The organism is Amycolatopsis pretoriensis (genome assembly GCF_900107925.1).
Lineage (GTDB): Bacteria > Actinomycetota > Actinomycetes > Mycobacteriales > Pseudonocardiaceae > Amycolatopsis > Amycolatopsis pretoriensis.
The window spans coordinates 144,919-171,016 of sequence record NZ_FNUJ01000011.1; the positions used below are offsets into that span (position 1 = coordinate 144,919).

General features: G+C 70.4%; 27 protein-coding genes. 18 read left to right on the forward strand and 9 right to left on the reverse strand.

From position 1 onward, the window contains the following. The first annotated feature begins 130 nt into the window (after positions 1-130). Both BLV96_RS39990 and BLV96_RS39995 read left to right on the forward strand, forming a co-directional pair. Entirely contained in the window at positions 131-1,825 is a 1,695-nt protein-coding gene (locus tag BLV96_RS39990) for an SDR family oxidoreductase (RefSeq protein WP_086680243.1), read from the forward strand. Positions 1,826-1,839: 14 nt separating this feature from the next. After that, on the forward strand, positions 1,840-2,424 hold the full coding sequence (locus BLV96_RS39995) for a TetR/AcrR family transcriptional regulator (protein WP_086680245.1): 585 nt from the start codon (positions 1,840-1,842) through the stop codon (positions 2,422-2,424). A 52-nt stretch (positions 2,425-2,476) separates the two neighbouring features. Here the strand turns inward: BLV96_RS39995 and BLV96_RS40000 are convergent, their stop codons facing one another. Beyond that, positions 2,477-3,625 carry a citrate synthase 2 gene (locus BLV96_RS40000; RefSeq protein WP_086680247.1) on the reverse strand — a complete coding sequence of 383 codons (1,149 nt, stop codon included), beginning with the start codon at positions 3,623-3,625 and terminating at the stop codon, positions 2,477-2,479. Between the two features lie 289 nt (positions 3,626-3,914). On the opposite strand from BLV96_RS40000, the gene BLV96_RS40005 reads away from it, so the two are divergent. The 6 genes from BLV96_RS40005 to BLV96_RS40030 are packed head-to-tail and all read left to right on the forward strand — an operon-like array spanning position 3,915 to position 8,292. Next, positions 3,915-4,217, forward strand: a complete 303-nt coding sequence (locus BLV96_RS40005) for an urease subunit gamma (RefSeq protein WP_086680249.1) — start codon at positions 3,915-3,917, stop codon at positions 4,215-4,217. 10 nt (positions 4,218-4,227) lie between these two features. Then, a complete protein-coding gene (locus tag BLV96_RS40010) occupies positions 4,228-4,533 on the forward strand; it encodes an urease subunit beta (RefSeq protein WP_086680251.1) in 306 nt (101 codons plus the stop codon). A gap of 1 nt (position 4,534) precedes the next feature. Further along, positions 4,535-6,250: an urease subunit alpha gene (locus BLV96_RS40015; RefSeq protein ID WP_086680253.1), complete on the forward strand. Its 1,716-nt coding sequence runs from the start codon at positions 4,535-4,537 to the stop codon at positions 6,248-6,250. Beyond that, positions 6,250-6,921 carry an urease accessory protein UreF gene (locus BLV96_RS40020; protein ID WP_086680255.1) on the forward strand — a complete coding sequence of 224 codons (672 nt, stop codon included), beginning with the start codon at positions 6,250-6,252 and terminating at the stop codon, positions 6,919-6,921. The genes BLV96_RS40015 and BLV96_RS40020 overlap by 1 nt, the downstream gene beginning before the upstream one ends. Continuing rightward, entirely contained in the window at positions 6,911-7,597 is a 687-nt protein-coding gene (gene ureG / locus BLV96_RS40025; RefSeq protein WP_086680257.1) for an urease accessory protein UreG, read from the forward strand. The genes BLV96_RS40020 and ureG overlap by 11 nt, the downstream gene beginning before the upstream one ends. Further along, positions 7,594-8,292: an urease accessory protein UreD gene (locus BLV96_RS40030; protein WP_086680259.1), complete on the forward strand. Its 699-nt coding sequence runs from the start codon at positions 7,594-7,596 to the stop codon at positions 8,290-8,292. The genes ureG and BLV96_RS40030 overlap by 4 nt, the downstream gene beginning before the upstream one ends. Positions 8,293-8,366: 74 nt before the next feature. Here the strand turns inward: BLV96_RS40030 and BLV96_RS40035 are convergent, their stop codons facing one another. Further along, the gene (locus tag BLV96_RS40035; RefSeq protein ID WP_086680261.1) at positions 8,367-9,467 is read right to left on the reverse strand and encodes a lipase family protein; all 1,101 of its coding nucleotides are present in this window, start codon (positions 9,465-9,467) and stop codon (positions 8,367-8,369) included. 89 nt (positions 9,468-9,556) lie between these two features. Between BLV96_RS40035 and BLV96_RS40040 the strand changes: the two genes are divergently transcribed. Next, entirely contained in the window at positions 9,557-10,267 is a 711-nt protein-coding gene (locus BLV96_RS40040; protein WP_086680263.1) for a TetR/AcrR family transcriptional regulator, read from the forward strand. A gap of 46 nt (positions 10,268-10,313) precedes the next feature. Here the strand turns inward: BLV96_RS40040 and BLV96_RS40045 are convergent, their stop codons facing one another. After that, the gene (locus BLV96_RS40045; RefSeq protein WP_086680265.1) at positions 10,314-11,975 is read right to left on the reverse strand and encodes a purine-cytosine permease family protein; all 1,662 of its coding nucleotides are present in this window, start codon (positions 11,973-11,975) and stop codon (positions 10,314-10,316) included. Between the two features lie 218 nt (positions 11,976-12,193). On the opposite strand from BLV96_RS40045, the gene pdxH reads away from it, so the two are divergent. From pdxH to BLV96_RS40060, 3 genes are all read left to right on the forward strand, one after another. Further along, positions 12,194-12,871, forward strand: coding sequence for a pyridoxamine 5'-phosphate oxidase (gene pdxH / locus BLV96_RS40050; protein WP_086680267.1), 678 nt, complete (start codon positions 12,194-12,196; stop codon positions 12,869-12,871). Between the two features lie 881 nt (positions 12,872-13,752). Continuing rightward, positions 13,753-15,000: an MFS transporter gene (locus BLV96_RS40055; RefSeq protein ID WP_086685066.1), complete on the forward strand. Its 1,248-nt coding sequence runs from the start codon at positions 13,753-13,755 to the stop codon at positions 14,998-15,000. Positions 15,001-15,024: 24 nt separating this feature from the next. Beyond that, positions 15,025-15,579: a DUF3558 family protein gene (locus BLV96_RS40060; RefSeq protein WP_086685063.1), complete on the forward strand. Its 555-nt coding sequence runs from the start codon at positions 15,025-15,027 to the stop codon at positions 15,577-15,579. On the opposite strand, the gene BLV96_RS40065 is transcribed toward BLV96_RS40060, so the two are convergent. From BLV96_RS40065 to BLV96_RS40075, 3 genes are read right to left on the reverse strand one after another with little or no spacing between them, the layout of a single operon-like run. After that, entirely contained in the window at positions 15,576-16,400 is an 825-nt protein-coding gene (locus BLV96_RS40065; protein ID WP_086685060.1) for an MBL fold metallo-hydrolase, read from the reverse strand. The genes BLV96_RS40060 and BLV96_RS40065 overlap by 4 nt on opposite strands. Beyond that, positions 16,397-17,230 carry an MBL fold metallo-hydrolase gene (locus BLV96_RS40070; protein WP_086685057.1) on the reverse strand — a complete coding sequence of 278 codons (834 nt, stop codon included), beginning with the start codon at positions 17,228-17,230 and terminating at the stop codon, positions 16,397-16,399. Before BLV96_RS40070 ends, BLV96_RS40065 begins: the two co-directional genes overlap by 4 nt. Continuing rightward, positions 17,230-17,808, reverse strand: coding sequence for a TetR/AcrR family transcriptional regulator (locus BLV96_RS40075; protein ID WP_086685054.1), 579 nt, complete (start codon positions 17,806-17,808; stop codon positions 17,230-17,232). The genes BLV96_RS40070 and BLV96_RS40075 overlap by 1 nt, the downstream gene beginning before the upstream one ends. 67 nt (positions 17,809-17,875) lie before the next feature. On the opposite strand from BLV96_RS40075, the gene BLV96_RS40080 reads away from it, so the two are divergent. Genes BLV96_RS40080 through BLV96_RS40090 form a run of 3 tightly spaced genes read left to right on the forward strand, consistent with a single transcriptional unit; the run spans position 17,876 to position 20,474 of the window. Beyond that, a complete protein-coding gene (locus tag BLV96_RS40080; RefSeq protein WP_086685052.1) occupies positions 17,876-18,781 on the forward strand; it encodes an aldose 1-epimerase family protein in 906 nt (301 codons plus the stop codon). Beyond that, positions 18,748-19,245: a GNAT family N-acetyltransferase gene (locus tag BLV96_RS40085; protein WP_091390244.1), complete on the forward strand. Its 498-nt coding sequence runs from the start codon at positions 18,748-18,750 to the stop codon at positions 19,243-19,245. Before BLV96_RS40080 ends, BLV96_RS40085 begins: the two co-directional genes overlap by 34 nt. An 11-nt stretch (positions 19,246-19,256) precedes the next feature. Then, complete coding sequence (locus tag BLV96_RS40090) at positions 19,257-20,474, forward strand: amidohydrolase (RefSeq protein WP_086677144.1); 1,218 nt, start codon at positions 19,257-19,259, stop codon at positions 20,472-20,474. 54 nt (positions 20,475-20,528) lie between these two features. On the opposite strand, the gene BLV96_RS40095 is transcribed toward BLV96_RS40090, so the two are convergent. The 3 genes from BLV96_RS40095 to BLV96_RS40105 all read right to left on the reverse strand — a co-directional run bounded on the left by BLV96_RS40095 (position 20,529) and on the right by BLV96_RS40105 (position 22,884). Further along, a complete protein-coding gene (locus BLV96_RS40095; protein WP_086677145.1) occupies positions 20,529-21,056 on the reverse strand; it encodes a Uma2 family endonuclease in 528 nt (175 codons plus the stop codon). A 54-nt stretch (positions 21,057-21,110) separates the two neighbouring features. Further along, the gene (locus BLV96_RS40100; protein ID WP_086677146.1) at positions 21,111-21,662 is read right to left on the reverse strand and encodes a Uma2 family endonuclease; all 552 of its coding nucleotides are present in this window, start codon (positions 21,660-21,662) and stop codon (positions 21,111-21,113) included. An 85-nt stretch (positions 21,663-21,747) separates the two neighbouring features. Next, entirely contained in the window at positions 21,748-22,884 is a 1,137-nt protein-coding gene (locus tag BLV96_RS40105; RefSeq protein ID WP_086677147.1) for an acyl-CoA dehydrogenase family protein, read from the reverse strand. A gap of 101 nt (positions 22,885-22,985) precedes the next feature. On the opposite strand from BLV96_RS40105, the gene BLV96_RS40110 reads away from it, so the two are divergent. The 3 genes from BLV96_RS40110 to BLV96_RS40120 all read left to right on the forward strand — a co-directional run bounded on the left by BLV96_RS40110 (position 22,986) and on the right by BLV96_RS40120 (position 26,065). Then, on the forward strand, positions 22,986-23,567 hold the full coding sequence (locus BLV96_RS40110; protein WP_086677148.1) for a TetR/AcrR family transcriptional regulator: 582 nt from the start codon (positions 22,986-22,988) through the stop codon (positions 23,565-23,567). Between the two features lie 41 nt (positions 23,568-23,608). Further along, positions 23,609-24,550, forward strand: a complete 942-nt coding sequence (locus BLV96_RS40115; RefSeq protein WP_086677149.1) for a carbohydrate kinase family protein — start codon at positions 23,609-23,611, stop codon at positions 24,548-24,550. A gap of 198 nt (positions 24,551-24,748) precedes the next feature. Next, positions 24,749-26,065, forward strand: a complete 1,317-nt coding sequence (locus tag BLV96_RS40120) for a citrate synthase (RefSeq protein ID WP_086677150.1) — start codon at positions 24,749-24,751, stop codon at positions 26,063-26,065. Positions 26,066-26,098 lie beyond the last annotated feature (33 nt).

A 26,098-nucleotide genomic window follows, 5' to 3' on the forward strand; every position in this document is an offset into this window, starting at 1 on the left:
GGTTCCACGGGAAACCTCGAAAACGCTGTCATACAAGGGAAAATCTGAACTTCCGATCACGCGTAACCGCCGTGAGGGTGAACGCGGCTATTGACAACTTGTCTAACATGACAGAATGTCTCACAAGTGGGTGACCGCCAGCGACGGTGTCCGCCTCTCCGTCACCATCGACGGCCGGGAAGACGGGCCCACGGTCGTGCTCGTGCACGGCTACCCCGACAACAGCTCGATGTGGGGCGGGGTGGCCGCGTCGCTGACGGCGGACCACCGCGTCGTCACCTACGACGTCCGCGGGGCCGGACAGTCGGACAAGCCGCCGGGACGCGCGTCCTACCGGCTGGACCAGCTGGCCGACGACCTGCGCGCGGTCGTCGAGGCGGTGCAGCCGGCCGGGAAGGTGCACCTGGTCGCCCACGACTGGGGCTCGATCCAGACCTGGCACGCCGTCACCGGTGACGGGCTGCGTGGCCGGGTCGCGTCCTACACGTCGATCTCCGGGCCGAGCCTCGACCACGCCGGCGCCTGGTTCCGCGCCCAGCTCACCCGGCCGACGCCGAAACGGCTGAAGAACGCCCTGAGCCAGTTCCTGCACTCGTGGTACATCCTCGCGTTCCAGGTGCCGCTGATCCCGGACCTGTTGTGGCGCACCGGTTTGCTGGGCAAGCAGATCCAGCGCATGGAGCCCGACGCGGCACCGCCGGACAAGTCCGACGGCCGGCACGGCCTCGAGCTGTACCGCGCCAACATGTTCACCCGGCTCTCGCGGCCCGCCCCGCGCGCCGCCGACATCCCGGTGCAGGTGCTCGCGCCGACCGGCGACGCCTACGTCACCACGCCGCTGCAGACCGAGGTCGCACGCTGGGTGCCCGACCTGCGGATCCGCCGGGTCGTCGGGACGCACTGGATCACCCGCGCCAAGCCGGACGTGGTCGCGCGGGCCGCCGCCGAGCTGATCGAGTACGCCGAAACCGGCATCGAGAGCCGGGCGCTGCGCCAGGCGCGGGTGGGTGCCGGGCGGTTCGCGCACAAGCTGGTCGTCGTGACCGGCGCCGGCAGCGGCATCGGCCGGGCCACCGCGCTCGCCTTCGCGGCGGAAGGCGCCGACGTCGTCATCACCGACATCGATCCTGCGGCCGCTGCGGAAACCGTGAAGCTGCTGGAAGACCACGGCGTCGCCGAGTACACAGTGGACTCGTCGGACGGCGAGGCCGTGCACCGTTTCGCGCGCGATGTGCGCGAGAACCACGGCGTCCCGGACATCGTCGTCAACAACGCGGGCATCGGGATGTCCGGCCCGTTCCTCGACACGTCCGTCGAAGACTGGGAACGCGTCATCGACGTCAACCTCTGGGGTGTCATCCACGGCTGCCGCGCGTTCGCGCCGATGCTCGCCGAACGCGCCGAGGGCGGCCAGATCGTCAACCTCGCCTCGGCGGCCGCCTACCTGCCGTCGAAGATCCTGACCGCGTACGCGACGACGAAGTCCGCGGTGCTGACGTTGAGCGTCTGCCTGCGGGCGGAGCTGGCCGCGCACCACATCGGCGTCACGGCGGTGTGCCCGGGCATCGTCAAGACGAACATCACCAACACGACGACGTTCGTCGGGGTGTCCGAAGAGGAGCAACGCCGGCGTCAGAAGGAAAGCTCGAAGCTGTACGCCCGGCGCGGATTCGGCCCCGAGGGTGTCGCGAAGGACATCCTTCGGGCTGTGGAGAAGGACACCGCGATCGCACCGTCCACACCGGAGGCGAAGGTCGCATTGGTCCTTTCGCGACTGACGCCGGGGCTGCTGCGGGCGGCGGCGAAGCTGGACCTGACGCCGTGAGCCGGCCGCGGCGGATGTCGCCGCAGGCCCGCCGCGACGACCTGATCCGCGCCGCGCTCGACCTGTTCGGCTCGCGGGCGCCGGAGCTGGTCACGGTGGACGACATAGTCGGGCGCGCCGAGGTGTCGCGGCCGCTGTTCTACCGGTACTTCTCCAGCCTGCGCGAGCTGCAGGTGGAGGCGCTGCGGACGGTCACCGTCGGGCTCATCGACGGCCTGGCCGGACTCGAGGAAGGACCACCCGAGGCGCGTCTACGCGCGGCTGTCCGGGGCCTGATCGACGTCGCCGACCACTACCGCGCGGGCTACATCGCGTTGCTGCGCAGCGGTTCGGTGATCGCGACGTCCGAAACGGACGCGGCGATCGACGAGGTCCGCAACCGAGCGGTGGCCCTGATCCTGGACGCCCTCGCCGTCGAAGATCCCTCGCCGCTGTTGTCGCTCACCTTGCGCTGCTGGACGGCGGTAGTCGAGGGCGCTCTTCTGTCCTGGCTCCAAGAACGCACGGTCCCGCGCGAGCACCTGGACACGTGGCTGGTCGACCAGCTCACCGCGATGCTCGACGCCACCGCCGCCCACGAGGTCGCCCCAAAGCCGTGAATGGCACATTGAGGGACTTAGCGTCCCTCAATGTGCCATTCACGGACTTCGGTCAGTGCTTGGTGACCAGTTCCCAGCCCTCGACGTCTTCCGGGGTGCGGGGCGCCGGGCCGACGTACTTGGCCGACGGCCGCACCAGACGTCCGGTGCGCTTCTGCTCCAGGATGTGCGCGGCCCAGCCGGCGGTGCGCGCCGAGCTGAACATCGCGGGCATCATGTGCGGCGGGACCTGGGCGAAGTCCAGGATGACCGCGGCCCAGAACTCGACGTTCGTCTCGATCGGGTGGTCCGGACGCCGCTCGCGCAGCTCCTTCAGCGCCGCCTGCTCCAGCGCCGCGGCCGCCTCGTAGCGGGCCGCGCCCAGCTCCTGGCACGTCCGGCGCAGCACGCGCGCCCGCGGGTCCTCGGCCCGGTAGACGCGGTGCCCGAAGCCCATCAGGCGCTCCTTGCGATCGAGGATGCCCTTGACCAGGCCCGCCGGGTCGCCGGTGCGCTCCACCTCTTCGATCATCGGCAGCACCCGCGCCGGCGCGCCGCCGTGCAGCGGGCCCGACATCGCGCCGATGGCGCCGGACATGGCCGCCGCGACGTCCGCGCCGGTCGAGGCGATGACGCGGGCGGTGAAGGTCGACGCGTTGAGGCCGTGCTCGGCGGCCGACACCCAGTAGGCGTCGAGCGCCTTGACGTGCGCCGGGTCGGGCTCGCCGCGCCAGCGGATCAGGAACCGCTCGGTGATCGAGTGAGCCTCGTCGACGCGGGTCTGCGGGACGGCGGGCTGGCCGATGCCGCGCGCCGACTGGGCGACGTAGGACAGGGCCATCACCGAGGCGCGGGCCAGCTGCTCGCGGGCCTCTTCGTCGGTGATGTCGAGCAGCGGGCGGTAGCCCCAGATCGGCGCGAGCATGGCCAGCGCGGCCTGGACGTCCACCCGGACGTCGCCGGTGTGCACCGGCAGCGGGAACGGCTCGGCGGGCGGGAGGCCGTGGCCGAAGCGGCCGTCGACGAGGAGGCCCCATACGTCACCGAAGGTCACCTTGCCGGCGAGGTCCTCGATGTCGACGCCGCGGTAGCGCAGCGCACCGCCGTCCCGGTCGGGTTCGGCGATCTCGGTGTGGAAGGCGACGACGCCCTCCAGGCCCGGTCGGAAGCCGTCGTCGGGTTGGCCGGACGGCTGTGGCTTGCTGATCGTGGAGGTAGTCACTGTTTCGCGGAACCTTTCGGTGCGCTTTTTTCCCCGTCTTGGTGGTGGTGCTCGCGCGGACGGAATAGCGCACGGAAAGCGCGCACCATCGCACGGATGGATAGACCTTGCTCCCTCGATCGCCGGGGGGCAATCGAAAGATGCGGTGGTTTCGGTCACGATTACGAGAACGATTCAGTCACCGAGGCCGTCCAGCAGGAGAATTTTCACCACACTGTGTGACGAAGCCCAGGTTAAAGGTATGTTTCCGAACCAGGCGAGGGCGTGGTCCGGGTGATAGACCTGTGCGATGCACCTCAGCCCGCAGGAGCGCGACAAGCTGCTCGTCCACGTGGCGGCCGACGTCGCGCGGAAGCGGCTGGACCGCGGTGTCCGGCTGAACTACCCGGAAGCGGTCGCGCTGATCACCGACCACGTCCTCGAAGGGGCCCGCGACGGGCGCACGGTCAGCGAACTCGTGGCCAGTGGCCGGACCGTGCTCTCCCGGGCGCAGGTGTTGGACGGCGTGCCCGAAATGGTGGACTCCGTGCAGGTGGAGGCCACTTTCCCGGACGGCACGAAGCTCGTCACCGTGCACGACCCGATCGTCTGAGGAGGGCCGGATGCACCCTGGCGAGATCATCCCCGGCGACGAGCCGGCCGAGCTGAACCCGGGCCGCCCGCGCGTCCGGCTGCTCGTGCGCAACCTCGGCGACCGGCCGGTGCAGGTCGGCTCGCACTACCACTTCGCCGCGGTGAACCCCGGCCTCGAATTCGACCGCGACCTGGCCCGCGGTCACCGGCTGGACGTCCCGGCGGGGACGTCGGTGCGGTTCGAACCCGGCGTCGAACGGGAAGTCGATCTCGTCCCGCTCGCCGGGGCCCGCCGCGTTCCGGGCTTGCGGACCGAATTTTCCGGAGAGTTCTGAAATGCCGCAGATCGACCGCGAGCGCTACGCCGAGCTGTTCGGCCCGACCACCGGCGACCGGATCCGGCTCGCCGACACCGACCTGCTGATCGAGGTCACCGAAGACCGCTCGATGGGGCCCGGCGGCTCCGGCGACGAGGTGCTCTTCGGCGGCGGCAAGGTCATCCGCGAGTCGATGGGCCAGGGCACGGCGACCCGCGCCGAGGGCGCGCCGGACCTGGTCATCACCGGCGCGGTGATCCTCGACCACTGGGGTGTCGTCAAGGCCGACGTCGGCGTCCGCGACGGGCGGATCGTCGGCATCGGCAAGGCGGGCAACCCGGACACGATGGACGGCGTCGACCCGGCCCTGGTCATCGGGCCGTCGACGGAAGTCCTGTCCGGCAACGGCAAGATCCTCACCGCGGGCGGCATCGACTGCCACGTCCACTTCATCTGCCCGCAGCTCGTCGACACGGCGCTGGCCGCGGGACTGACCACTTTGGTCGGGGGCGGGACCGGCCCCAACGAAGGCACCAAGGCCACGACCGTCACGCCCGGCGCGTGGAACCTCGGCCGGATGCTGTCCGCGATGGACGGTTACCCGGTCAACGTCCTGTTGCTGGGCAAGGGGAACACGGTCCGGCACGAGGCCCTGCGCGAGCAGCTCGCGGCCGGCGCGGGCGGGTTCAAGCTGCACGAGGACTGGGGCACGACGCCGGCGGCGATCGACGCGTGTCTTACGGTTGCCGACGAAGCCGGTGTCCAGGTCGCGATCCACACCGACACGCTGAACGAGGCCGGCTTCCTGGAGTCCACTGTGGATGCCATTGGCGGGCGTTCGATCAACGCGTACCACACCGAGGGCGCCGGCGGCGGGCACGCGCCGGACATCATCGAGGTCGTCTCGCTGCCGAACGTGCTGCCGTCGTCGACCAACCCGACCCGGCCGCACACGGCCAACACGCTCGACGAGCACCTCGACATGCTGGTCGTCTGCCACCACCTCAACCCGTCGGTGCCGGAGGACCTCGCGTTCGCCGAGAGCCGGATCCGGCCGTCGACGATCGCCGCGGAAGACGTGCTGCACGACCTGGGCGCGATTTCGATGATGAGCTCGGATTCGCAGGCGATGGGCCGGATCGGCGAGGTGATCATCCGGACGTGGCAGACCGCGCACGTGATGAAGCGCCGCCGCGGCGCGCTGCCCGGCGACGGCGCGGCCGACAACCTGCGCGCGCGGCGGTACGTCGCCAAGTACACGATCAACCCGGCCATCGCGCACGGCATGGAGACCGAGATCGGCTCGGTCGAGGTCGGCAAGCTCGCGGACCTGGTGCTGTGGGAGCCGAAGTTCTTCGGCGTCCGGCCACACGTGGTGCTGAAGGGCGGGTTCCCGGCGTGGGCGGCGATGGGTGACGCGAACGCGTCCATCCCGACGCCGCAGCCGGTGCTGGCGCGACCGATGTTCGGGGCGTCGATCGGCGCGGCGCTGAGCCTGCACTTCGTCGCGCCGTCCGCTTTGGACAGTTCGTTGCGTGAGACGTTCGGTATCACGCGTCCACTGGTCGCCGTGTCCAACATGCGTGCGCGGACGAAGGCCGACATGGTGCTCAACGATGCGACGCCGGACGTCCGCGTCGAGCCGGACAGCTTCGCGGTGCACGTCGACGGCGAGCTGATCGAGCCGCAGCCGGTGACGGAACTGCCGATGGCCCAACGGTACTTCCTGTTCTGATGGACCTCTCGGCGCTGATCCTCGCGGACTCCCGCTTTCCCGGCGGCGGGCACGTCCACAGTGGCGGGATGGAGGAAGTCGTCGCGCGGCGGCTGGTGACTTCGGTGCGCGATCTGCCGGGGTTCCTTTCCGGACGGTTGCGGACGGCGGGATTCCTGGCGGCCGTTTTCGCCGCTGCCTCGGCTCATACGGCTGTCGCTGGCGGTAGCTGGTCGCTTTTGGACGGTGAGCTGGATGCGCGCACGCCGTCGCTCGCGCAGCGCGAGGCGTCCCGGGCTCAGGGGCGCGGCGCCGCCCGGGCCGGCCGGATCTCGTGGCCGTCGCCGGTGCTCGACGCGTTGCTCGCCGAGACTCCGCGGCCGCACCATCCGGTGATATTGGGGGCTTTGGTCGGCGTCGCGGGCGGCTCGCCGTACGACGCCGCTATGGCGGTCGCGTACCTGTCGGTGAGCGGGCCGGCGAGCGCGGTGGTGCGGCTGCTCGGGCTGGATCCCTTTGCCGTCAACGCCGTTGTCGCGCGCCTCGACCTCCGCTCGGTGGCGGAGGAGGCGGCCGCGGTGGCGGGAGACGATCCGGCGTCGCTGCCGTCGCCGGGGTCGCCTGCGTTGGATTTGTTCGCCGAGGCGCACGCCCGGCACCACCAGGAAGAGGTGCGTCTCTTTGCCAGCTGAGCACGGTCACGGACATTTTCACGAGGTCAACTTCGACCCGACGGCGTCGGAGCCGGACCACTACGACGCGGCGCCGACGGCCGGCCGCGCGTACCGGATCGGCATCGGCGGCCCGGTGGGTTCGGGCAAGACGGCGCTGACCGCCGCCCTCTGCCGCGCGTTGGGTGACGAGGTGAACCTCGCGGTCGTCACGAACGACATCTACACGACCGAGGACGCGGACTTCCTGCGTCGCGCGGGGGTTCTGGACCCGGCGCGGATCGAAGCGGTCCAAACGGGAGCGTGTCCGCACACGGCGATCCGCGACGACATCACGGCGAACCTGGACGCCGTCGAGCGCCTGGAGGAGAAGTTCCCGGGCCTGGACCTGGTCATCATCGAAAGCGGCGGCGACAACCTGACGGCGGTGTTCAGCCGCGGCCTGGCCGACAGCCAGATCTTCGTGGTGGACGTGGCGGGCGGCGACAAGGTGCCGCGCAAGGGCGGCCCCGGCGTCACGACGGCGGACCTGCTGGTGATCAACAAGATCGACATCGCGCACCTGGTGAACGCGGACATGACGGTGATGACGTCGGACGCGCACCGGATGCGGGGGTCGCTACCGGTGATCACCCAGTCCCTTGTGGACACGCCGGACGCCCCCGACGTCGCGGCCTGGGTCCGTTCCCTGCTGTGAAGGCCCACGCTCGGCTGACGGCGTGCTTCGACGGCACGCGCACGGTTCTGCGCGAGCTGCGTTCGATGGCACCGTTGACGTTGTTCCCCCGCCGGGGTCGGGGTCCGACGGCGGTGGTCCACTTGGTCAACTCGGCGACGTCCCCCTTGGGTGGAGACGATCTGCTGCTGACGGTGCGGGTGGGGCCAGGGGCTTCGCTCCGGCTGTCCGGCGTGGCAGCGACTTTGGCTTTGCCCGGTCTGCACGGTGAGTCTTCATTGTCCACAGTAGACGTCGAGGTTGCCGAGGGTGGATCGCTGGAGTACCTCCCGGAGCCGACGGTGATCACGTCCCGGGCTCGTCATGAGGCAGTGTTCCGGGCTTCGCTGGCCGCGGACGCGTACCTGCACACGCGGGAGGTGCTGGTCTTGGGGCGGGCCGGGGAGCATCCCGGCTCGCTGACGAGCACCCAGGACGTGGTACGAGCCGGGATGCCGGTGCTGCGTCAGACGTTGTCGATCGGCTCGGGGCTGGACGGGAGCCTGGCGGTGCTGGCAGGCCGGCGGGTTCTGGCATCGGACCTGGTGGTCGGCGGCCCGGAACTGCCGGCGGCCTCGGGCGAGTGGTGGTCGCGGACGCCGCTGGCGGCGGGCGGGACGCTGACGACCTCACTGGCCCCGGACGCGGTCATGGCCCTGGCGCCGTTGGCAGGGTGATCCCGCGGCCCCCACGCCGCGGGATCGTGCTGAGCAGCCCCCGTTTTCCACGCTACCGGGGGCCACCGACAGTTTTAGAACTTCGTGCCCAGCCAGGTCATCGCCACCGGACCGCCCACCGACACCCCGCCGATGTGCTCCAGCAGCGGGAACTCCTGCCACGTGACGGCAGCTCCCGCCGACCGCCACCGGTCGCGCAACGCCGTCCCCACGCTGAACGGGATCAGCTCGTCCAACGTCGCGTGGTACAGGAACACCGGCATCGAAGGCGCCGTCGTCCCCAGGTAGTTCTCGGCCAGCCGGGCCTGCCAGCGCGGATCGTGGATCGGGTCCGGCACCGTCACGAAGTCCTGCAAGTGCGCGAACGGCGCCGCCGCGCCCAGTTCCACCGTGCACGCCTGGGACACCCGCGCCACCGCTTCGCGGCCGCGGTCGTTCAGGATCGACGTGAACGGAACGTCCGGGTACGCCGCCGCGAAACCCGTTGCCGCGCCTAATACCAAGCCGAATGCCGCGCCGCCGTCGTTCGCGGCGAACACCGCGTTCAGGTCCGCCGGGACGCCGCCCGCCGCCACCCCGACCACGTTCACCGACGGCGCGTACGACCGCTGCAGCTCCGCTGCCCACGCCGCCGCCTGACCACCCTGCGAATAGCCGAACACGCCCACCGGGCCGGACGGCGACAACCCCGCGCCCGGCACCGAAGCGGCCGCGCGCGCCGCGTCCAGCACCGCCCGGCCCTCCGACTGGCCCACCGCGTACGTGTGCGTTCCCGGCGTGCCGAGTCCCTCGTAGTCCGTCACGACCACCGCCCAGCCCTGCGACAACGCCTGGGCCAGCAACGCGCTTTCGTTCTCGATGCCGCGCGCCAGCAACGCGGAAGGCGCGCACTGGTCGCCGAGCCCGTGCGTCCCCACCGCGTACGTGATCAGCGGACGCGGACCGCCGCGCAGCCACGGTGCCGGCGGAACCAGTAGCGTTCCGGAGACGGCGTTCGCCGCACCGGTCGCCGATGTCGAGCGGTACAGCAGGTGCCACGCCCGGACCGGCGCCGGGAGCGGGCCGACGAACACGGTCACCGGCCGCGCGGACAACAGGACACCGGAATCCGCGTGCGCGACGGGGGTGAGCACCGCGAAAAACAGGGTGACGGCGACCAGCAACCGACGAAGCATCGTTGCCTCCGGCTCTTTGGTAATCGAGATTTTCACAAAGTAGCCAGCCCGGTAGGATCTGGCAATCCCTCAGAAGGAGGAGACAACCGGTGGCTCGCACGTACGGCGGCGTCGCACCCGAGCAACGTCGCGCCGATCGCCGCGAGCGGCTGCTCACGGCCGGCCTCGAGCTGTTCACCTCGGCCGGTTTCCGGCACACCAAGATCACCGAGGTGTGCGGCCGCGCCGGCGTCTCGACGCGGAACTTCTACGAGGAGTTCACCGGCAAGGAGGACGTGCTGCGCACCCTCCACGACCGGATCAACAGCCTCGCCCTCGACCACGTCACCGCCGCGCTCGACAAGGTCGCCGACGCCGACGCGATGACCCGCATCGCGACGCTGCTGGACGTCTTCATCGACACGGTCACCGTCGACCCGCGGCTGCCGCGCCTCAACTACGTCGAAGCCGTCGGCGTCAGCGCGGACCTCGAGGAGCAGCACCAGGTATGGGTCGACCGCTGGGCGACGTTCATCGAGACGGAGGCGCGGCGCGCGGCCGAACACGGCGTCGCCCCCGACCGCGACTACCGGCTGACGGCGATCGCGCTGGTCGGCGCGGCCACCGGGCTGCTGCGCGAGTGGCAGGCGCACGAGCCGCCGCTGCCGGTGGAGGACGTCGGCGCGGAACTGCGCGCGCTGATGCTGGCCGCCATCATGCGGCCGGAAAAAATCTTGGAACTGCCGGGCAACCCCGGCGGGGGTTCGAACGTGAACCAGTCGAGCCGGGAGGGGGACCCGGGGGGAAGCCGGCTCACGTGAGGGCCCTTTCCCGGCCGCGGACGCCGGGAAAGGGCCCGCACGGACTCTAGGTGGCGCGAACCGCCGGCAAGCCGAGCGACACGGGGCCCACCGTCTGGCACACGTCGTGACAGGTGTTGTCGAGCGTGCAGCACAGCGAGCAGATCGGGCCGCCCTGCTTCGCGCAGTCGGCGACGTCCGGCAGCTCGTACGGGTCGCCGCAGACCGAGCAGGTGTGCGTCGCGCGCGGATCGGCTCCCGTGGTCATGACCGTGTTCTCCCGCGCCAGGTAGTACTTCCCCTTCGTCGCGACGGCCAGCGTCGGCACCAGCACGATCGCGATGACCAGCGCGAGCAACGGGCTGAACGCGGCCAGGAACTCCCCGAACGCCCCGAAGTACGCCACGATCGAGACCGCCGACGCGACCAGCATCGAGCCGAACCCGACCGGGTTGATCTTGTGCAGGTAGGCCCGCTTGAACTCGATGTAGCGCGGCGACAGGCCGAGCGGCTTCGCGATCACCAGGTCCGCGCAGACGGCGCCGATCCACGCGATCGCGACGTTCGAGTAGAAGCCGAGGATCTTGTTCAGGAAGCCGAACGCGCCGAACTCCATCAGCGCGAGCGCGATCCCGCAGTTGACCAGCACGTACCAGACGCGGCCGGGGTGCTTGTGCAGCACGCGGGAGAAGAAGTTCGCGAACGACAGCGAGCCCGAGTACGCGTTCGTCGTGTTGATCTTGATCTGCGAGACGACGACGAACAGCGCGGCGAACGTCAGCGCCACCGGGCCCAGTGCCGGCTTCACCGCTTCCAGGTACGGCGCGATCGGCTCGAGCGCGTGCGTCTTCCCGACGACGCCGAGCGCGAGGAACGCCAGCAGCGCGCCGCCGATCTGCTTCGCGGCGCCGAGGATCACCCACCCGGGGCCGGCGGCGAGCACCGCGGCCCACCACGACCGCTTGTTCTCCGCCGTCTTCTCGGGCATGAACCGCAGGTAGTCCGCCTGTTCGCCGATCTGCCCGATCAGTGACAGGGCGACGCCCATGCCGAGGCCGAACCCGATCGCGGAGAACCCGGAGCCCGCGCCTTCGGTGCCGCCGAAGTGCGCGAACTCGGCGAACTTGCCGGGCTCGCGGACCAGCACGACGACGAACGGCAGCACCAGGCCGGCGATCCACAGCGGCTGCGTCCAGGTCTGCATCTTCGCGACCGCGCCCATGCCGTAGAGCGCGAAGGGCAGCACGATGAGCGTCGCCAGCAGGTAGCCGATCGGCAGCGGGATGCCGAGGGCGAGCTCGAACGCCTGGCCCATGATCGAGCCTTCGAGCGAGAAGAAGATGACGGTGAAGCTCGCGTAGACGAGCGACGTCAGCGTCGACCCGAAGTAGCCGAAGCCGGCTCCGCGGGTCAGCAGGTCCATGTCCACTCCGGACTTCGCGCAGGCGGCGGCGATGGGCACGCCGGTCACGAAGATGACGACGGCCGCGGCGAGGATCGCCAGGACGCCCGAGGTGAAGCCGTAGGAGAGGACGATGCTGGCGCCGATCGCGAAGTCGGCGAGGTAGGCGATGCCGCCCAGCGCCGTCGTCGCGACCACGAACGGTGACCATTTCCGGAATGAATGAGCGGCGAAGCGCAGTGAGTAGTCCTCGCGGTTTTCGTTGGCCGCGAGTGGGGCGTAGCGGCGCTTCGCGGTTTCTTCGGCGTTCGACAGGGTCTCGGTCATGCCTGCCTCCGGGGTGATGGGGAACGGGCCGAAGGTAGGTGTGTCCTGTATCGATCCTGGTCCAGCGGGTAACGCGCGGGTTACGGCCTGTTGTCCAGCGGTTACGCCGAGGTCGTGGCGGGTGTCACCGTTCAGTGGGTTCCGCCGCAGCTCGGAAGGCCCTAACGTGCCTAGAGCCGAAGTCGACTGATGCCCCGACCGGGCGTGGAGGTTTGGCGATGACGCCGAGGATCGAGGACCACGTGGAAGACGCCGTAGTTCGCCTGCCCGGAATGCGGGTCGCGTACGACGGCGCGGCGTTCGACGAGTCCGCCTTGGCGGCCACGTGGACCGATCAGCTGCAGGGCTGGCTGAACCAGGCCGTCGGCGCCGGGATCGCCGAACCGAACGCGATGGTGCTGGCGACGGCGGACGCCGAAGGCAGGCCGTCGTCCCGGACGGTGCTGTGCAAGGGCCTCGACCAGCGAGGCGTGGTGTTCTACACGAACTACACGTCGGAGAAGAGCCACGACCTGACGGCGACGCGGTACGCGTCGGTGACGTTCCCCTGGTACGCGCTGCACCGCCAGGTCCACGTGCGCGGCGAGGTCGAGAAGGTCGGCGTCAAGGAGACGGCGGAGTACTGGGCCCAGCGGCCGCGCGGATCACAGCTGGGGGCGTGGGCATCGCCGCAGTCCCGGGTGGTCGACGGCCGGCGGGCGCTGGACAACGCGCTGAACGGGATCGAGCGCCGGTTCGCGGACGTCGAGCAGATCCCGGCCCCGCCGCACTGGGGCGGCTGGCGGATCCGGCCGGACTTGGTCGAGTTTTGGCAGGGCCGCGAGGACCGGATGCACGACCGGCTGCGCTACGTGCGCAACGACGACGGGTGGAACATCGAGCGCGTCGCTCCTTGAGTTTGGCTTGTGGCCGCGGCCGTGATGTGGGTGACCACGTCACGGCCGCGGCTTCTTTTGGGCCTTCGGCTGGGGGCCTGCGCGGTTGTCCACAGGTGGTCCGTGATGTGGATGGATGGTGGGTTGACCTGCGCTTTCCCGGCTTTCTGTCGGGTGGGGCGGATACGCTGAAAGCGGGGGCTCCCCCAGGGAGGGCGGGCTCTGCTCGGCGGGGCTGCTCGGCCTGGGCGGGCGCTGCTCGGTGGGGCTGCGCGGCCTGGGCGGGCTTTGCTCGGCCGGGACTGCTCGGCCTGGGCGGGCTCTGCTTGGCGGGGCTGCTCGGCCTGGGCGGCTCTGCTCGGCCGGGACTGCTCGGCCGGGGCGCCACAACCGGCCGCTCGGCCGGCGCGGCGGAGGGACCGCTCGGCGGTGGCCGCGGGCCCGGGAGCCGCTTGGTGGGGACCTTGCGGTGGGGATCGCCCAGCCGGGATCGCGGGCACGAGAGCCCGTTGGCGAGACCTCGCACAGGGTCGCTCATGGTCCTGGGGAGCCGGTTGGTGGGACCTCGCCCTGGGAATCGCTCGGCGGGGATCGCAACCTCGGGAGCCGGTTGATGGGAGTCCCGGGGGTGGGGACCGCTCGGCGGGAGCCGCAACACCGGGGACCGGCTGGCGAGAACCCCACCGCGGGAATCGCCCACCCGGCACCGCGTAGTCCAGTAGCCGCCCGGCGGGGGAGCGCGCCCCGAGAACCGTTCGCCCGAAAGCGCTCCCCGAAAATCCCAGGCCGCCCACCCCCGGAACCCCAGGCGATGGAAATCACGCGACCCGAGATAGTTAGCCGAGCTAAACTCATCCGTTGTGACCTCTGAGCCCGAGACCCTGCCGTCCCGGTCGGGCCGCGTGCGTAGCCTCCTCGGCCGCATCATCGTCGATACCCGGCCACTCAAGATCCCCGCCTTCCGGCGGCTCTGGCTGTCCACTGTGGTCACCGCCGTCGGGACCCAGCTGACCGCCGTCGCCGTGCCGAAGCAGGTCTTCGACCTCACCGGGTCCTCCGCCTACGTCGGCCTCACCGGGCTCGTCGCCCTCGTTCCGCTGCTCATCTTCGGGCTCTGGGGCGGGGCCGTCGCCGATGCCGTCGACCGGCGGAAGCTGCTCGTCGTCACCAACGTCCTCGTCGCCGTCACCTCCGCCCTGCTCTGGCTGCAGGCCTTCCTGAACTTCGGCTCCGTCTGGCTCGTGCTCGGGCTGCTCGCCGTCAACCAGGCGCTCTTCGCGATCAACATGCCCACCCGCGGCGCCGTCGTCGCGCGGCTCGTGCCGGACGAACTGCTGCCGTCGGCCAACGCGCTCAGCTCGACGATGTCCACCTTCGGCGCCGTCTTCGGGCCGCTGCTCGCCGGCGCTCTCATCCCCGTCCTCGGCCTCTCCACCCTCTACCTGATCGACGTCGTCGCCCTCACCATCACGCTCGTCGCCGTCTGGCGGCTGCCGGCCATCCCGCCGCTCAACGGCCCCTCGCGCCGCGCCGGCGTCAGCGACGTCATCGACGGCTTCAAGTACCTCGCCACCAAGAAGGTGCTGCTGGCCTCGTTCGTCGCCGACATCATCGCGATGGTCTTCGGCATGCCGCGCGCGCTGATCCCCGAGATGGCCGAACGCACTTTCGGCGACCCACCCGGCGGCGGCCCCGCGCTCGGCTGGCTCTACGCCGCCCTGCCCGCCGGCGCCATGCTGATCGGCCTCTTCTCCGGCTGGCTGACGCGCATCCCGCGCCAGGGTGTCGCGGTCGTCGTGGCGATCTGCGCGTGGGGTGCCGCGGTGGCCGCGTTCGGGCTCGCGCACTCGCTGTGGCTCGCCGTCGTCTTCATGGCGCTCGCCGGCGCCGCGGACATGGTCAGCGCCGTCTACCGGATGGCGATCCTGCAGGTCGCGACCACCGACGAGATGCGCGGCCGGCTCCAGGGCGTCTTCACGGTCGTGGTCGCCGGCGGCCCGCGGGTCGCCGACCTCGTGCACGGCTGGGGCGCGGCCGCGTTCGGCACCGCGGCCGCCGCGTCCGTCGGCGGCGTGCTGGTGATCGTGTGCGTGTGCGCGTCGATGTTCCTGCTCCCGGCGTTCTGGCGGTACCGGGCACCCACGGCGTAGGCCGATCGGACTAGGGTGCCCGATATGCGTACTCTCGCCGTCGTCCTGGTTGCTTGTGCCGCGCTGACCGCCTGCTCCTCGGGCGACGAGCCGTCGAAGGCGCCGTCGTCCTCGAAGCCGAGCGAAGCGCCGAAGCCGAGCTCCAACGCGGCCGCGGCCTCGCTCGATCCGTGCAAGCTGCTGCCCGCCGCCGCCGTGTCGAAGGCCCTGTTCCTGGACAACCTCCAGGCGGTCGCGGGCCCGGTGCAGGACAACGCGGCCAACGGAGGCAAGGCTCGCAGCTGCGAGTACCAGCTGAACGGCAAGGCCGCGGGCGCGCTCGCGGTGACGCGCTACGAGGGCCGCCAGGCGAAGCCGGCCGACATGGTCGCGTCCATCAAGAAGGCGAAGGCCGGCGCGCAGGACGTCGCCGGCTTCCCGGACGGCGCCGTCTACTACGTCGACGAGCAGAAGACGGCGACGCTCGCCTCGGCCGAGCTGGTGTCGGGCACGCCGGTGCTGGTCAACTACACCGGCCCGGCCAAGATGACGCCGGAGCAGATGGCGCCGCTGCTGAAGACGGCCCTCGAAGCGAGCTAACGCCGCAACGCCGCCAGCTCGACGGGGCTGTGCGCGGAGAACACCCGGACCTCGTCCTGGTGGTCCCGCGCCAGTTCGTGCAGCCGCGCCAGGTTCTCGAGCCTCGGCCCGCGCAGTGTCTGGACGATGTTCTGGAACGCCGTCAGCCCCGGTGGGCAGTGCGGCGCGATCGGGTCCAGCTGGCCGTGGAAGAAGTACGCGTCGCCGGCGTGCAGGAGCCAGCCCTCGCCCGTGTCGACCGCCACGCCCGTGTGGCCGCGCGTGTGGCCCGTCAGCGGGACCAGCAGGATCTCCTCCGGCAGGCCTTTGAGCGAGCGGACCGACTCGAAACCGAACCACGGCTCGCCCAGCTCGTCGTACGTGCTCCACAGCGGGCGGTGCGCGAACTGCGCCGCGCGGTAGCGGTTCTTCTCCGCCGCGTTCGCCGGCGACGTCGCCCCGCGGTGCTCCTCCGCACGGACGTGCACGACGGCGTTCGGGAAGTCCGCCAGCCCGCCCGCGTGGTCGACGTCGAGGTGCGTCATCACGATGTGCCGGACGTCGGCCGGGTCCAGGCCGAGCGCCTTGATCTGTGCGACGGCCGTTTCGGCGGCCGCCGGCTTCGCGCCGACCATCGCCAGGAACGGCCGGCCGAGCCACTCGCCCGGCCGGGCCACGCCCTGCGTGCCGAACCCGGTGTCGACCAGCACCAGGCTGTCGCCGGTCTCGATCAGCAGGCAGTGGGCCACCAGCTCCGAGCGCCGCAGCAGGCCGGGCTCGCCGTCGAGCAGCTTGCCACCCACCGGGCGCATCGATCCGCAGTTCAGGTGGTGCACCCTCATACCCTGCTCCTGGCGCTTAGGCGGACGAACTCGGTCTCGTCGTGCGCGGCGAAGACGGACACCTCGTCGCCGTGCTCCTGAACAAGCTGGCGGAGGCGGCGGTGATTGTCCAGCCTGGCGCGCTTGACCGTCTCCATGTGGCCCTCGAACCACTTCAGGCCCGGCGGGCAGTGCGGGTCGGCCGCGACCTGGCCGTGGAAGAAGAACGAGTCACCCGCGTTGAGCAGCCAGCCGGCCCCGGTGTCGACGGCGACCCCGGCGTGCCCGCGCGTGTGCCCGGACAACGGAACCAGCAGGATGTCCTCCGGCAGGCCCCGCAGTGAGCGGACGGCCTCGAAACCGAACCACGGCTCGCCGGTGTCCGCATAGGACGTCCACTGTGGACCGTGCGCGAACTGGATCCGGCGGTAGCGGCCGCGTTCGGCGGCGTCACGCGGTTCGGTGAACGCCCGCAGCTCTTCGGCGTAGACGTGCACGCGGGCCCACGGGAAGTCGATCAGCCCGCCGGCGTGGTCGAGGTCGAGGTGGGTCAGGACGATGTCGCGGACGTCCGCCGGGTCGAACCCGAGCGCGCGGATCTGGGCGATCGCCGTCTGCGCCGGGTCGGCGACCGGGTTGGACTGGCGGACGAAACCCGCACCCAGCCAGGCGGTCCGGTCGACGGCGGCGGGCGTGCCCATGCCGGTCTCGACGAGCACGAGACCGGCGCCGGTCTCCAGTAGCAGGCAGTGGCAGACCATGGTGGCGCGCCGGAACAGGCCCGGCCGGCCGTCGATCAGCTTGCCGCCGAGCGGCCGCATCGTGCCGCAGTTCAGGTGGTGGACGCGCATCAGGAGAACTCCCGGTCGAGGGTCGTGTGCAGGTGGGTGGCGACGGCCCGCAGCGGTGCGAGGTCGCGGCGGGTGCGGGCCAGCAGCAGCCCGCCTTCGATCGCGGCGAGCACGACGGTGGCCAGCTCGTCCGCGCGCTCCGCCGAGATCTGTTTCCCGGCAAGGTATTCACGCAGGATCTCGTGCCACGACGAATAGCCGTCGGCACAGGCTTCGCGGATCGGTTCGCTCTCCGCGGCGGCGTCCAGCGCGACCGTCGCGAGTGGACACCCGCGCTGGAAGTCCGATTCGGACAGGAAGGTCGCCAGTGCTTCGACGGCCCGGTCGATCGCGGTCGGCGCGTCGGGCGCATCCCGGAGGACCGCTTCGAGCAGTGCACCGGTGCGTTCGCCCGACAGCCGGACGGCTTCGGCGGCGAGCTGCTCCTTGCCGCCGGGGAAGTGGAAGTAGAGCGACCCCTTCGGCGCGCCGCCCGCCGTCGTCAGCTGGGTGAGGCCGGTGGCGTGGTAGCCCTGGGTCTGGAACAGGTCGGCGGCGGTGTCGAGCATCCGCTGCCGCGTGTCGGTGCGACGGACCATGGCGCCGACTGTAACTCAAACTATGACGACCGGTCTAATTAGATTCTGGATCGGTAAGGTCGTCCGCATGGGCAACCCGACCGGTCAGCAGTTCGAGATCACCCGCGGCAACGCGCGCGCCGTCGTCACCGAAATCGGTGCGGGCCTGCGCGCGTTCGAAGTCGGCGGAGTGCCGTACGTCGAGGAGTTCCCCGAAGACGCGAAGCCGCCGAAGGGCGCCGGGCAGGTGCTGCTGCCCTGGCCGAACCGGACCAAGGCCGGCAAGTGGACGTTCCAGGGTGAGGAGCAGCAGCTCGAGATCACCGAGGAGGCGCGCGGGAACGCGATCCACGGCCTGACCCGCCACCTCGAGTGGGAGCTGCTGGAGCACGCCGAGTCGTCGATCACCCTGGCTGTGGACGTCGAAGTGCAGCCGGGCTGGCCGGTGCCGCTGCGCGCGACCGTGACGTACGAGGTCGCGCCGCGCGAGCTGATCGTCACGCACGAGATCCGCAACGAGGGCGAGCAGCCGATCGGCGTCGGCGTCGGCACGCACCCGTACTTCCGGATCGGCGACGTCCCGACCGACGAGCTGACCTTGACGCTGCCGGCGAGCCGGGTGCGCCCGTACCTCGGTGACGAGCAGATGCCGTACGCGCCGGAGCAGGACGTCGCGGGCACGGAGTACGACTTCCGCGCCGGGCGGGTGCTGGCAGGCGTCAACCTGGACACGGCGTTCGGCGCGCTGTCGGCGGCCTCGGATGGCGAGCACCACTTCGTGCTGTCACACGAGGAGCAGCAGCTGGTCGTGTGGACCGGCCCGGACTTCCGCTGGGCGCAGGTGTTCACCCCGGACGACCTGGTCGGCCGCGGCCGCGCGGTGGCGATCGAGCCGATGACCTGCCCGGCGGACGCGCTCAACACGGGCACGGACCTGATCGAGCTGGAGCCGGCGTCGTCGTGGTCGGGCAGCTGGGGCATCCGCGTCCGGTGAACCGGCTGGGTCCCGCCGACGCGGGCGAAGTGCTGACGCTGCAGCGGGCGGCGTACGTGACAGAGGCTCGGGCACACGACGACTGGGATCTGCCGCCGCTGCTGGAGACGTTGGACGAGACGCGGGCGGCGCTCGCGGGCCTCTCGTGGGGCATCCGCGAGGCGGGCCGGCTGGTCGCGTCGGTGCGGTTGACCGTGACCGGCTCGGTGGGCGTGATCGGGCGGCTGGTCGTCGCGCCGGACCGGCAAGGGGCAGGGCTGGGCGGGACGCTGCTGCGGTTCGCGGAGTCGGCGGCCCCGCCTGCGGTGACGGTGTTCCGGCTGTTCACCGGGTCGAAGAGCGTTGGGCCGCTGGCGTTGTACGCCAAGAACGGGTACCGGGAGACGCACCGGACGCCGGAGAACAACCACGAACTGGTGCACTTGGAGAAGGCCCGTGTGGAGGTGCCCGGCGGAGTTCGTTAGCGTGGCGAACTATGGCGAAGGCAATTGTCGGGGGCTATGTCGTCCCCATCGACGGTGATCCCATCGACGGCGGCACGGTCCTGATCGACGGCGGCAAGATCGTCGCCATCGGTACCGAGGCCGATGTCGACATCCCGGAAGACGCCGAACTGGTCGACGCGGCCGGCACCTGGGTGCTGCCCGGCTTCATCGACGCCCACGCCCACCTCGGCGTCCACGAGGACGGCGAGGGCTGGGCCGGCAACGACACCAACGAGATGACCGACCCGAACGGCGCCCGCTTCCGCGCCATCGACGGCATCGACCCGTACGAGCCCGGCTTCGACGACGCCCTGGCCGGCGGCGTCACGAGCGTCGTCATCAAGCCCGGGTCGGGCAACCCGATCGGCGGCCAGACGATCGGCGTCAAGACCTGGGGCCGCAGCATCCTCGACATGATCTTCGCGGAGCACGTCAGCGTGAAGAGCGCGCTCGGCGAGAACCCGAAGCGCGTGTACGGCGACAAGAAGCAGACGCCGTCGACGCGGCTGGGCGTCGCGGCGATCCTGCGCGAGGCCTTCACCAAGGCCCGCAACTACCAGGCGAAGCGCGCGCACGCCGAGTCCGAGGGCAAGCCGCACGAGGTCGACCTGACGATGGAGACCCTGTCGAAGGTCCTCGACGGCGAGCTGTACTGGGACCAGCACGTCCACCGCGCGGACGACATCGTGACGGCGCTGCGGCTGGCCGACGAGTTCGGCTACAAGCTGGTGATCAACCACGGCACCGAGGGCCACCTGATCGCGGACCTGCTGGCTTCGCGAGAGGTGCCGGTCATCCTCGGGCCGCTGTTCACGACGAAGTCCAAGGTGGAGCTGCGCAACCGCACGCTGCGGTCGGCGGGCATCCTGGCCCGCGCGGGTGTGAAGATCGCGATCACGACGGACCACCCGGTGATCCCGATCAACTTCCTGGTCTACCAGGCCGCGCTGGCGGTCAAGGACGGCCTCGACCCGGTGACGGCGCTGCGTTCGCTGACCATCAACCCGGCGTCGATGCTGGGGCTGGACGAGCAGATCGGGTCGCTCGCGCCGGGGCTGGACGCCGATGTGGTGCTGTGGAGCGGTGACCCGCTGGACGTGATGAACCGCGCCCTGCGAGTCTTCGTGCGGGGCGACGAGGTGTACCACTTCGACGAGACGCTGGGCGAAGGCGTGTCGAAGGACCGCCGGTACCGCGAAACCCGCTGAGCTTCGGACGGCACGCCGGTAACCGGGCGGTTCCGGCGTGCCGTCCGATCAGGTTCAGTCGAGGAGGGCGTCCAGGTCGATCTTGACCGGGAACGGGACGTCGGTGGTGAAGGTCCCGGCGACCGGCGGGGCGTCCTGGTAGCCCTGGCAGGCGACCAGGGTGACCGGTTCGGTGAGGTCGACGATCCAGTAGTGCGGGATCCCGGCATCGGCGTATTCGTCGTGCTTCACGCGGTAGTCGGTGCGCCGGGAGTGCGAGGTCGCGATCTCGACGACGACCGTCACGTCGGTGGTACGGATCGGGTCACCGGCTGCCCGATCGAGGATCAGCAGGTCCGGACGGCGGGAGAAGCCGGGCTCACCTTTCGGTGCCAGGTCGAGGTCCAGGTCGGTACCGAGGACGAAAGCGAGGCTGTGCGGCAGCTGCCGTTCCAGCTGCCCGGCCAGCCGGCACGCGGCGAGGTTGTGAGCGCGGCCGGCGCCGGGCGAGGGCACGACGCGGCCTTCCACCAGTTCGGTGAAGCCGCGGTCGGTCTCCCCGAGGGCTCGGTACTCCTCTGTGGACAGCAGCTGATCGGGCATGGGAAAACGGTAGCTGTCGCATGAGTGGGACAGGGGTCGCTCGACCGGGTCGGGTCAGTCGAGGAGGGCGTCCAGGTCGATCTTGACCGGGAAGGGGACGTCGGTGGCGAAGGTCCCGGTGACCGCGGCGGCGCTCCGGTAGCCCTGGCAGGCGATCAGCGAGACCGGCTCGGTGAGGTCGACGATCCAGTAGTGCGGGATGCCGGCGTCGGCGTACTCGTCGCGCTTGACCCGGTAGTCGGTGCGCGTCGATTCCGGCGACACGACCTCGACCACCACCGCGACCTCGTCGGCGCGAAGCATCTCGTCGTCACCCCGCGCAAGCACGGCTCTGTCGAAAACCGTCAGGTCGGGCCGGCGCGAGAAGCCGGGACGATCGGCAGGCGCCAGCCGCAGGTCGATGTCGATGCCGGGGATGATCCTCAGCTCGGGTGGCAACTGCGGATCGAGCCGGCTGGCCAGCTGAAACGAAGCCCGGTTGTGCACCGCGCCCGGGCTGGGTGACGTCACCACCCGGCCCTCCACGAGTTCGGTGAAGCCCACTTCGGTCTCGCCGAGCGACGAATACTCCTCGATGGTCAACAGCCGAACCGGAACTGCGGTCATCGCGCCTCCTCACGTGACCGGCCCCCCGAGCCGACCGTGAGTAACGCTATCTGTACCGAGCGTGCGACACCCTTCCCTCAACCGGCTACGCCTTCTTCAGCTCCCGCGCGATGACCACCCGCTGGATCTGATTGGTCCCCTCGAAGATCTGCGGCACCTTCGCCTCCCGCATGTACCGCTCCACCGGGAAGTCCCGCGTGTACCCGGCCCCACCCAGAACCTGCACGGCGTCCGTCGTCACCTTCATCGCCCCATCGGTCGCCACCAGCTTCGCGATCGACGCCTGGCGCTGGAACGGCAACCCGCGGTCACGCCGGCGCGCCGCCTCCAGATAGCAAGCCCGGGACGACTCGACCACCGCCGCCATGTCGGCCAGCAGGAACTCCACCCCCTGGAAGTCGATGATCGACCGGCCGAACTGCGTCCGCCCCTTCGCGTACGCCACCGCCTCGTCCAGCGCCGCCTGCGCCAAGCCCACCGCGCACGCCGCGATGCCGAGCCGGCCCGAGCTCAACGACGACAGCGCGATCCGGAGGCCGTCGCCCGGGGAACCCAGCAGTCGCGACGCAGGCACCCGGGCGTCGGAGAAGACCATCTGGGCCGTCGGGGAGCCCGTCAGGCCCATCTTGCGCTCGCGCGGGGCCGCCGACAGGCCCGAAGTGGCCGAGTCGACCAGCAGGCACGAGATCTCGGAAGAACCCGTCCGGACCATCGTCGTGTAGAAGTCCGCGACTCCCGCGTGCGTGATCCACGCCTTCGTCCCGTTGACGACGTAGTCCGAGCCGTCGAGACGCGCGCGTGTCGACAAAGCGGCCGCGTCCGAACCCGCGTGCGTCTCCGACAGCGCGTACGCGCCCAGCAGCGAGCCCTCCAGCATCTCCGGCAGCCATTCCGCTCGCTGCGCGTCCGTGCCGTACTCCGCCAGCGCGTAGCAGGACATCGTGTGCACCGACAGGCCGACGCCGACCGTCATCCACGCGGTCGCGATCTCCTCCAGGACCTGCAGGTACACCTCGTACGGCACCTCGCCGCCGCCCCAGCGCTCCGCGTACGGCAGCCCCAGCAGGCCGGACTTGCCCAGGAGGCGGAACTGCTCCCGCGGGAACTGCTCGGCCTCCTCGGCCGCCGCCGCTCGGGGCGCGAGCTCGTCGCGCGCGATTTCCCTGGCCAGGGCGACCAGGTCCTCGGCGTCCGAAGAAGGCAGCAGGCGTTCGGCGGGCATCCTTGTCCTCCAAAGCGGTACTGAAAACAGTACTGTGGGCCCGCTCAGAGTACAGTAAGACAGGCCTGGGGTGGCCGGACGACGTAGGAGATAGTGATCCGATGCCTCCCGAACCCCGCCGCCGGCCGACCGCGCGCCAGCGCGCCCTGCTCGGTGACCTCGAGGCGCTCTTCCTCGCGGAGGGGTTCGCCGATTTCACGCTCGACGACCTCGCCGGCCGTCTGCGCTGCTCGAAGTCGACGCTCTACGCGCTCGCGCCCAGCAAGGAGCAGCTCGCCGTCAAGGTCGTCACGCACTTCTTCCGGGGCGCCGGCGAGCGGATCGAGGAGCGGATCGCCGGGATCGACGACGCTCGCAAGCTCATCGGGGAGTACCTGGCCGGCGTCGCCGAGCACCTGAACCGGGCGTCGCCGGCGTTCATGCGCGACCTCGCCGAGTTCGGGCCGGCCCGCGAGGCCTACCAGGTCAACAGCCGGTTCGCGGCGAAGCGCCTTCGCGAGTTCATCGACAAGGGCGTCGCCGACGGCGTCTTCCGCGACGTCCACGCCCGGCTCGTCGCCGAGATGACGAACCTGATCATCGAAGGCATCCAGACCGGGGTGCTCGGCCGGCGGATCGACGTCTCCGACGCCGAAGCGTTCACCGCCCTGGGTGAACTGCTGCTCGGTGGGCTGAACAAATAGCGGACAGGAATTGTCAGCCCGAACTCCATTAAACTCCCGGCGTGATCGTCGTAGGCGGAGAAGCTCTGGTCGACCTGGTCCCCGGTGACCCCCTGGATTCCACTGTGGACGGTGGGCTGCGCGCGCTGCTGCCGCGCCTGGGCGGTGGGCCGTACAACGTCGCGCTGGCGGCCGGGCGCCTCGGCGTGCCGGCGGCCTTCCTCTCGCGCGTGTCCACCGACCGCTTCGGCGAGGCGATGGTGGAGCGCCTGCACGCTTCCGCCGTCGACACGTCGTTGCTGCAACGCGGTGACGAACCGACGACGCTCGCCGTCGTCGCGCTCGACGCCAAGGGCGCCGCGCACTACACGTTCTACGTCGAAGGCACCGCGGACCGGCTCGTCGCCGACCCGGGACCGCTTCCGGAGAACGTGACCGCGCTCTCGCTCGGCACCCTCGGGATGGTCCTCGAGCCCGGCGCGTCGGCGTACGAGGCCATGCTGCGGCGCGAGGCCGCGCGTGGCGTGCTGACCGTCCTCGACCCGAACATCCGCGAGGCGCTGATCACCGACCCGGCCGCCTACCGCGCCCGGTTCACCTCCTGGCTGCCGGACGTTCGCCTGCTGAAGATCTCCGACGACGACGCCGCGTGGCTCACCGGCGGCGCCGACCCGGTCGCCGCCGCGAAGACGTGGGTCGAGTCCGGTGTGGACGCCGTGGTGCTCACCCGGGGCGCCGACGGCATCGCGGTGATCACCGCCGCAGGTGAGCTGGCCCACGTCCCGTCGCGGAAGGTGACCGTGGTCGACACCATCGGCGCCGGCGACACGGTCCAGGGCGCGCTGCTGGCCTGGTTGCACACCCGAAAGGTCACCGACCTGGCCTCTCTCGACGCGGGCGCGTGGCGCGACGCCCTCGAATTCGCGGCGAAAGCGGCGTCCATCACGGTTTCGCGCAGCGGTGCCGAGCCGCCCACGTCCGCCGATTTGGCGGCCGCCGTGTGAACCTGGTCCCAAAGGGGCACCCAGGAGCAACGCCACCGCTGCGCGAACGCACGTTTCTCGACTAACGTTGAGGGGCATTCTTCATACCCCAGCGGGGCGGTGTGCAGCGAGGCGCCAGTGTTTCCTCGCGTGAACACGTGGCTACCTGTGGAACCCGCAGGCGCCGCCGGCCCGTGCCGAAACGTGAGAGGGACTTGCATGTCCGACGCGACGACTGCGGGGCAGTCCGGCGGCGAAACCGCGAAGCTGACCCTGCCGAGTGGCGAGCACGAGTTCAAGATCGTCCACCCGGTCGAGGGCGCGCCCGGGATCGAACTGGGGAAGCTGCTGGCGCAGACGGGGTACATCACCTACGACCCCGGGTTCGTCAACACCGGCGCCGCGTCGTCCGCCATCGCCTACATCGACGGTGACGCCGGGATCCTCCGCTACCGGGGTTACCCGATCGAGCAGCTGGCCGAGAAGTCGACCTTCGTCGAGGTCTCCTACCTGCTGATCTACGGCGAGTTGCCCACCCAGGCCCAGCTGGCCGACTTCACCGAGAAGATCCAGCGCCACACGCTGCTGCACGAGGACCTCAAGGCGTTCTTCAGCGGCTTCCCGCGTGATGCGCACCCGATGCCGGTCCTGTCCAGCGCGGTGTCGGCGCTGTCGACCTTCTACCAGGACTCGCTCGACCCGTTCGACGAGCCGAACGTGGAGCTGTCGACCATCCGCCTGCTGGCCAAGGTCCCGACCCTGGCCGCGTACGCGTACAAGAAGTCCGTCGGGCAGCCGCTGCTGTACCCGGACAACTCGCTCGGCCTGGTCGAGAACTTCCTGCGCATGACGTTCGGCTTCCCGGCCGAGCCGTACGAGGTCGACCCGGACGTCGCGAAGGCGCTCGACCTGCTGTTCATCCTGCACGCCGACCACGAGCAGAACTGCTCGACCTCGACCGTGCGCCTGGTCGGCTCGTCCGAGGCGAACCTGTTCGCGTCGATCTCGGCCGGCATCAACGCCCTCTTCGGCCCGCTGCACGGCGGCGCGAACGCGGCCGTCCTCGACATGCTCGAGGGCATCAAGAACGACGGCGGCGACGTCGCCAAGTTCGTCGAGCGTGTGAAGAACAAGGAAAAGGGCGTGAAGCTGATGGGCTTCGGGCACCGGGTCTACAAGAACTACGACCCGCGCGCGAAGATCATCAAGAACACCGCGGACGAGATCCTCGGCAAGCTGAAGGGCGGCGACCAGCTGCTCGACATCGCCAAGAAGCTCGAGGAGACGGCGCTTTCCGACGACTACTTCGTCGAGCGGAAGCTGTACCCGAACGTGGACTTCTACACCGGCCTGATCTACCGGGCGCTGGGCTTCCCGACGAAGTTCTTCACGGTGCTGTTCGCGCTGGGCCGGCTCCCGGGCTGGATCGCGCACTGGCGCGAGATGATCAACGACCCGGCCACCAAGATCGGCCGCCCGCGGCAGATCTACACCGGCTACGCGTCGCGGGACTACATCCCGATGTCCGACCGCTGACGCAGTCACCCAGGTAACCGCCCCGTCGTGCAC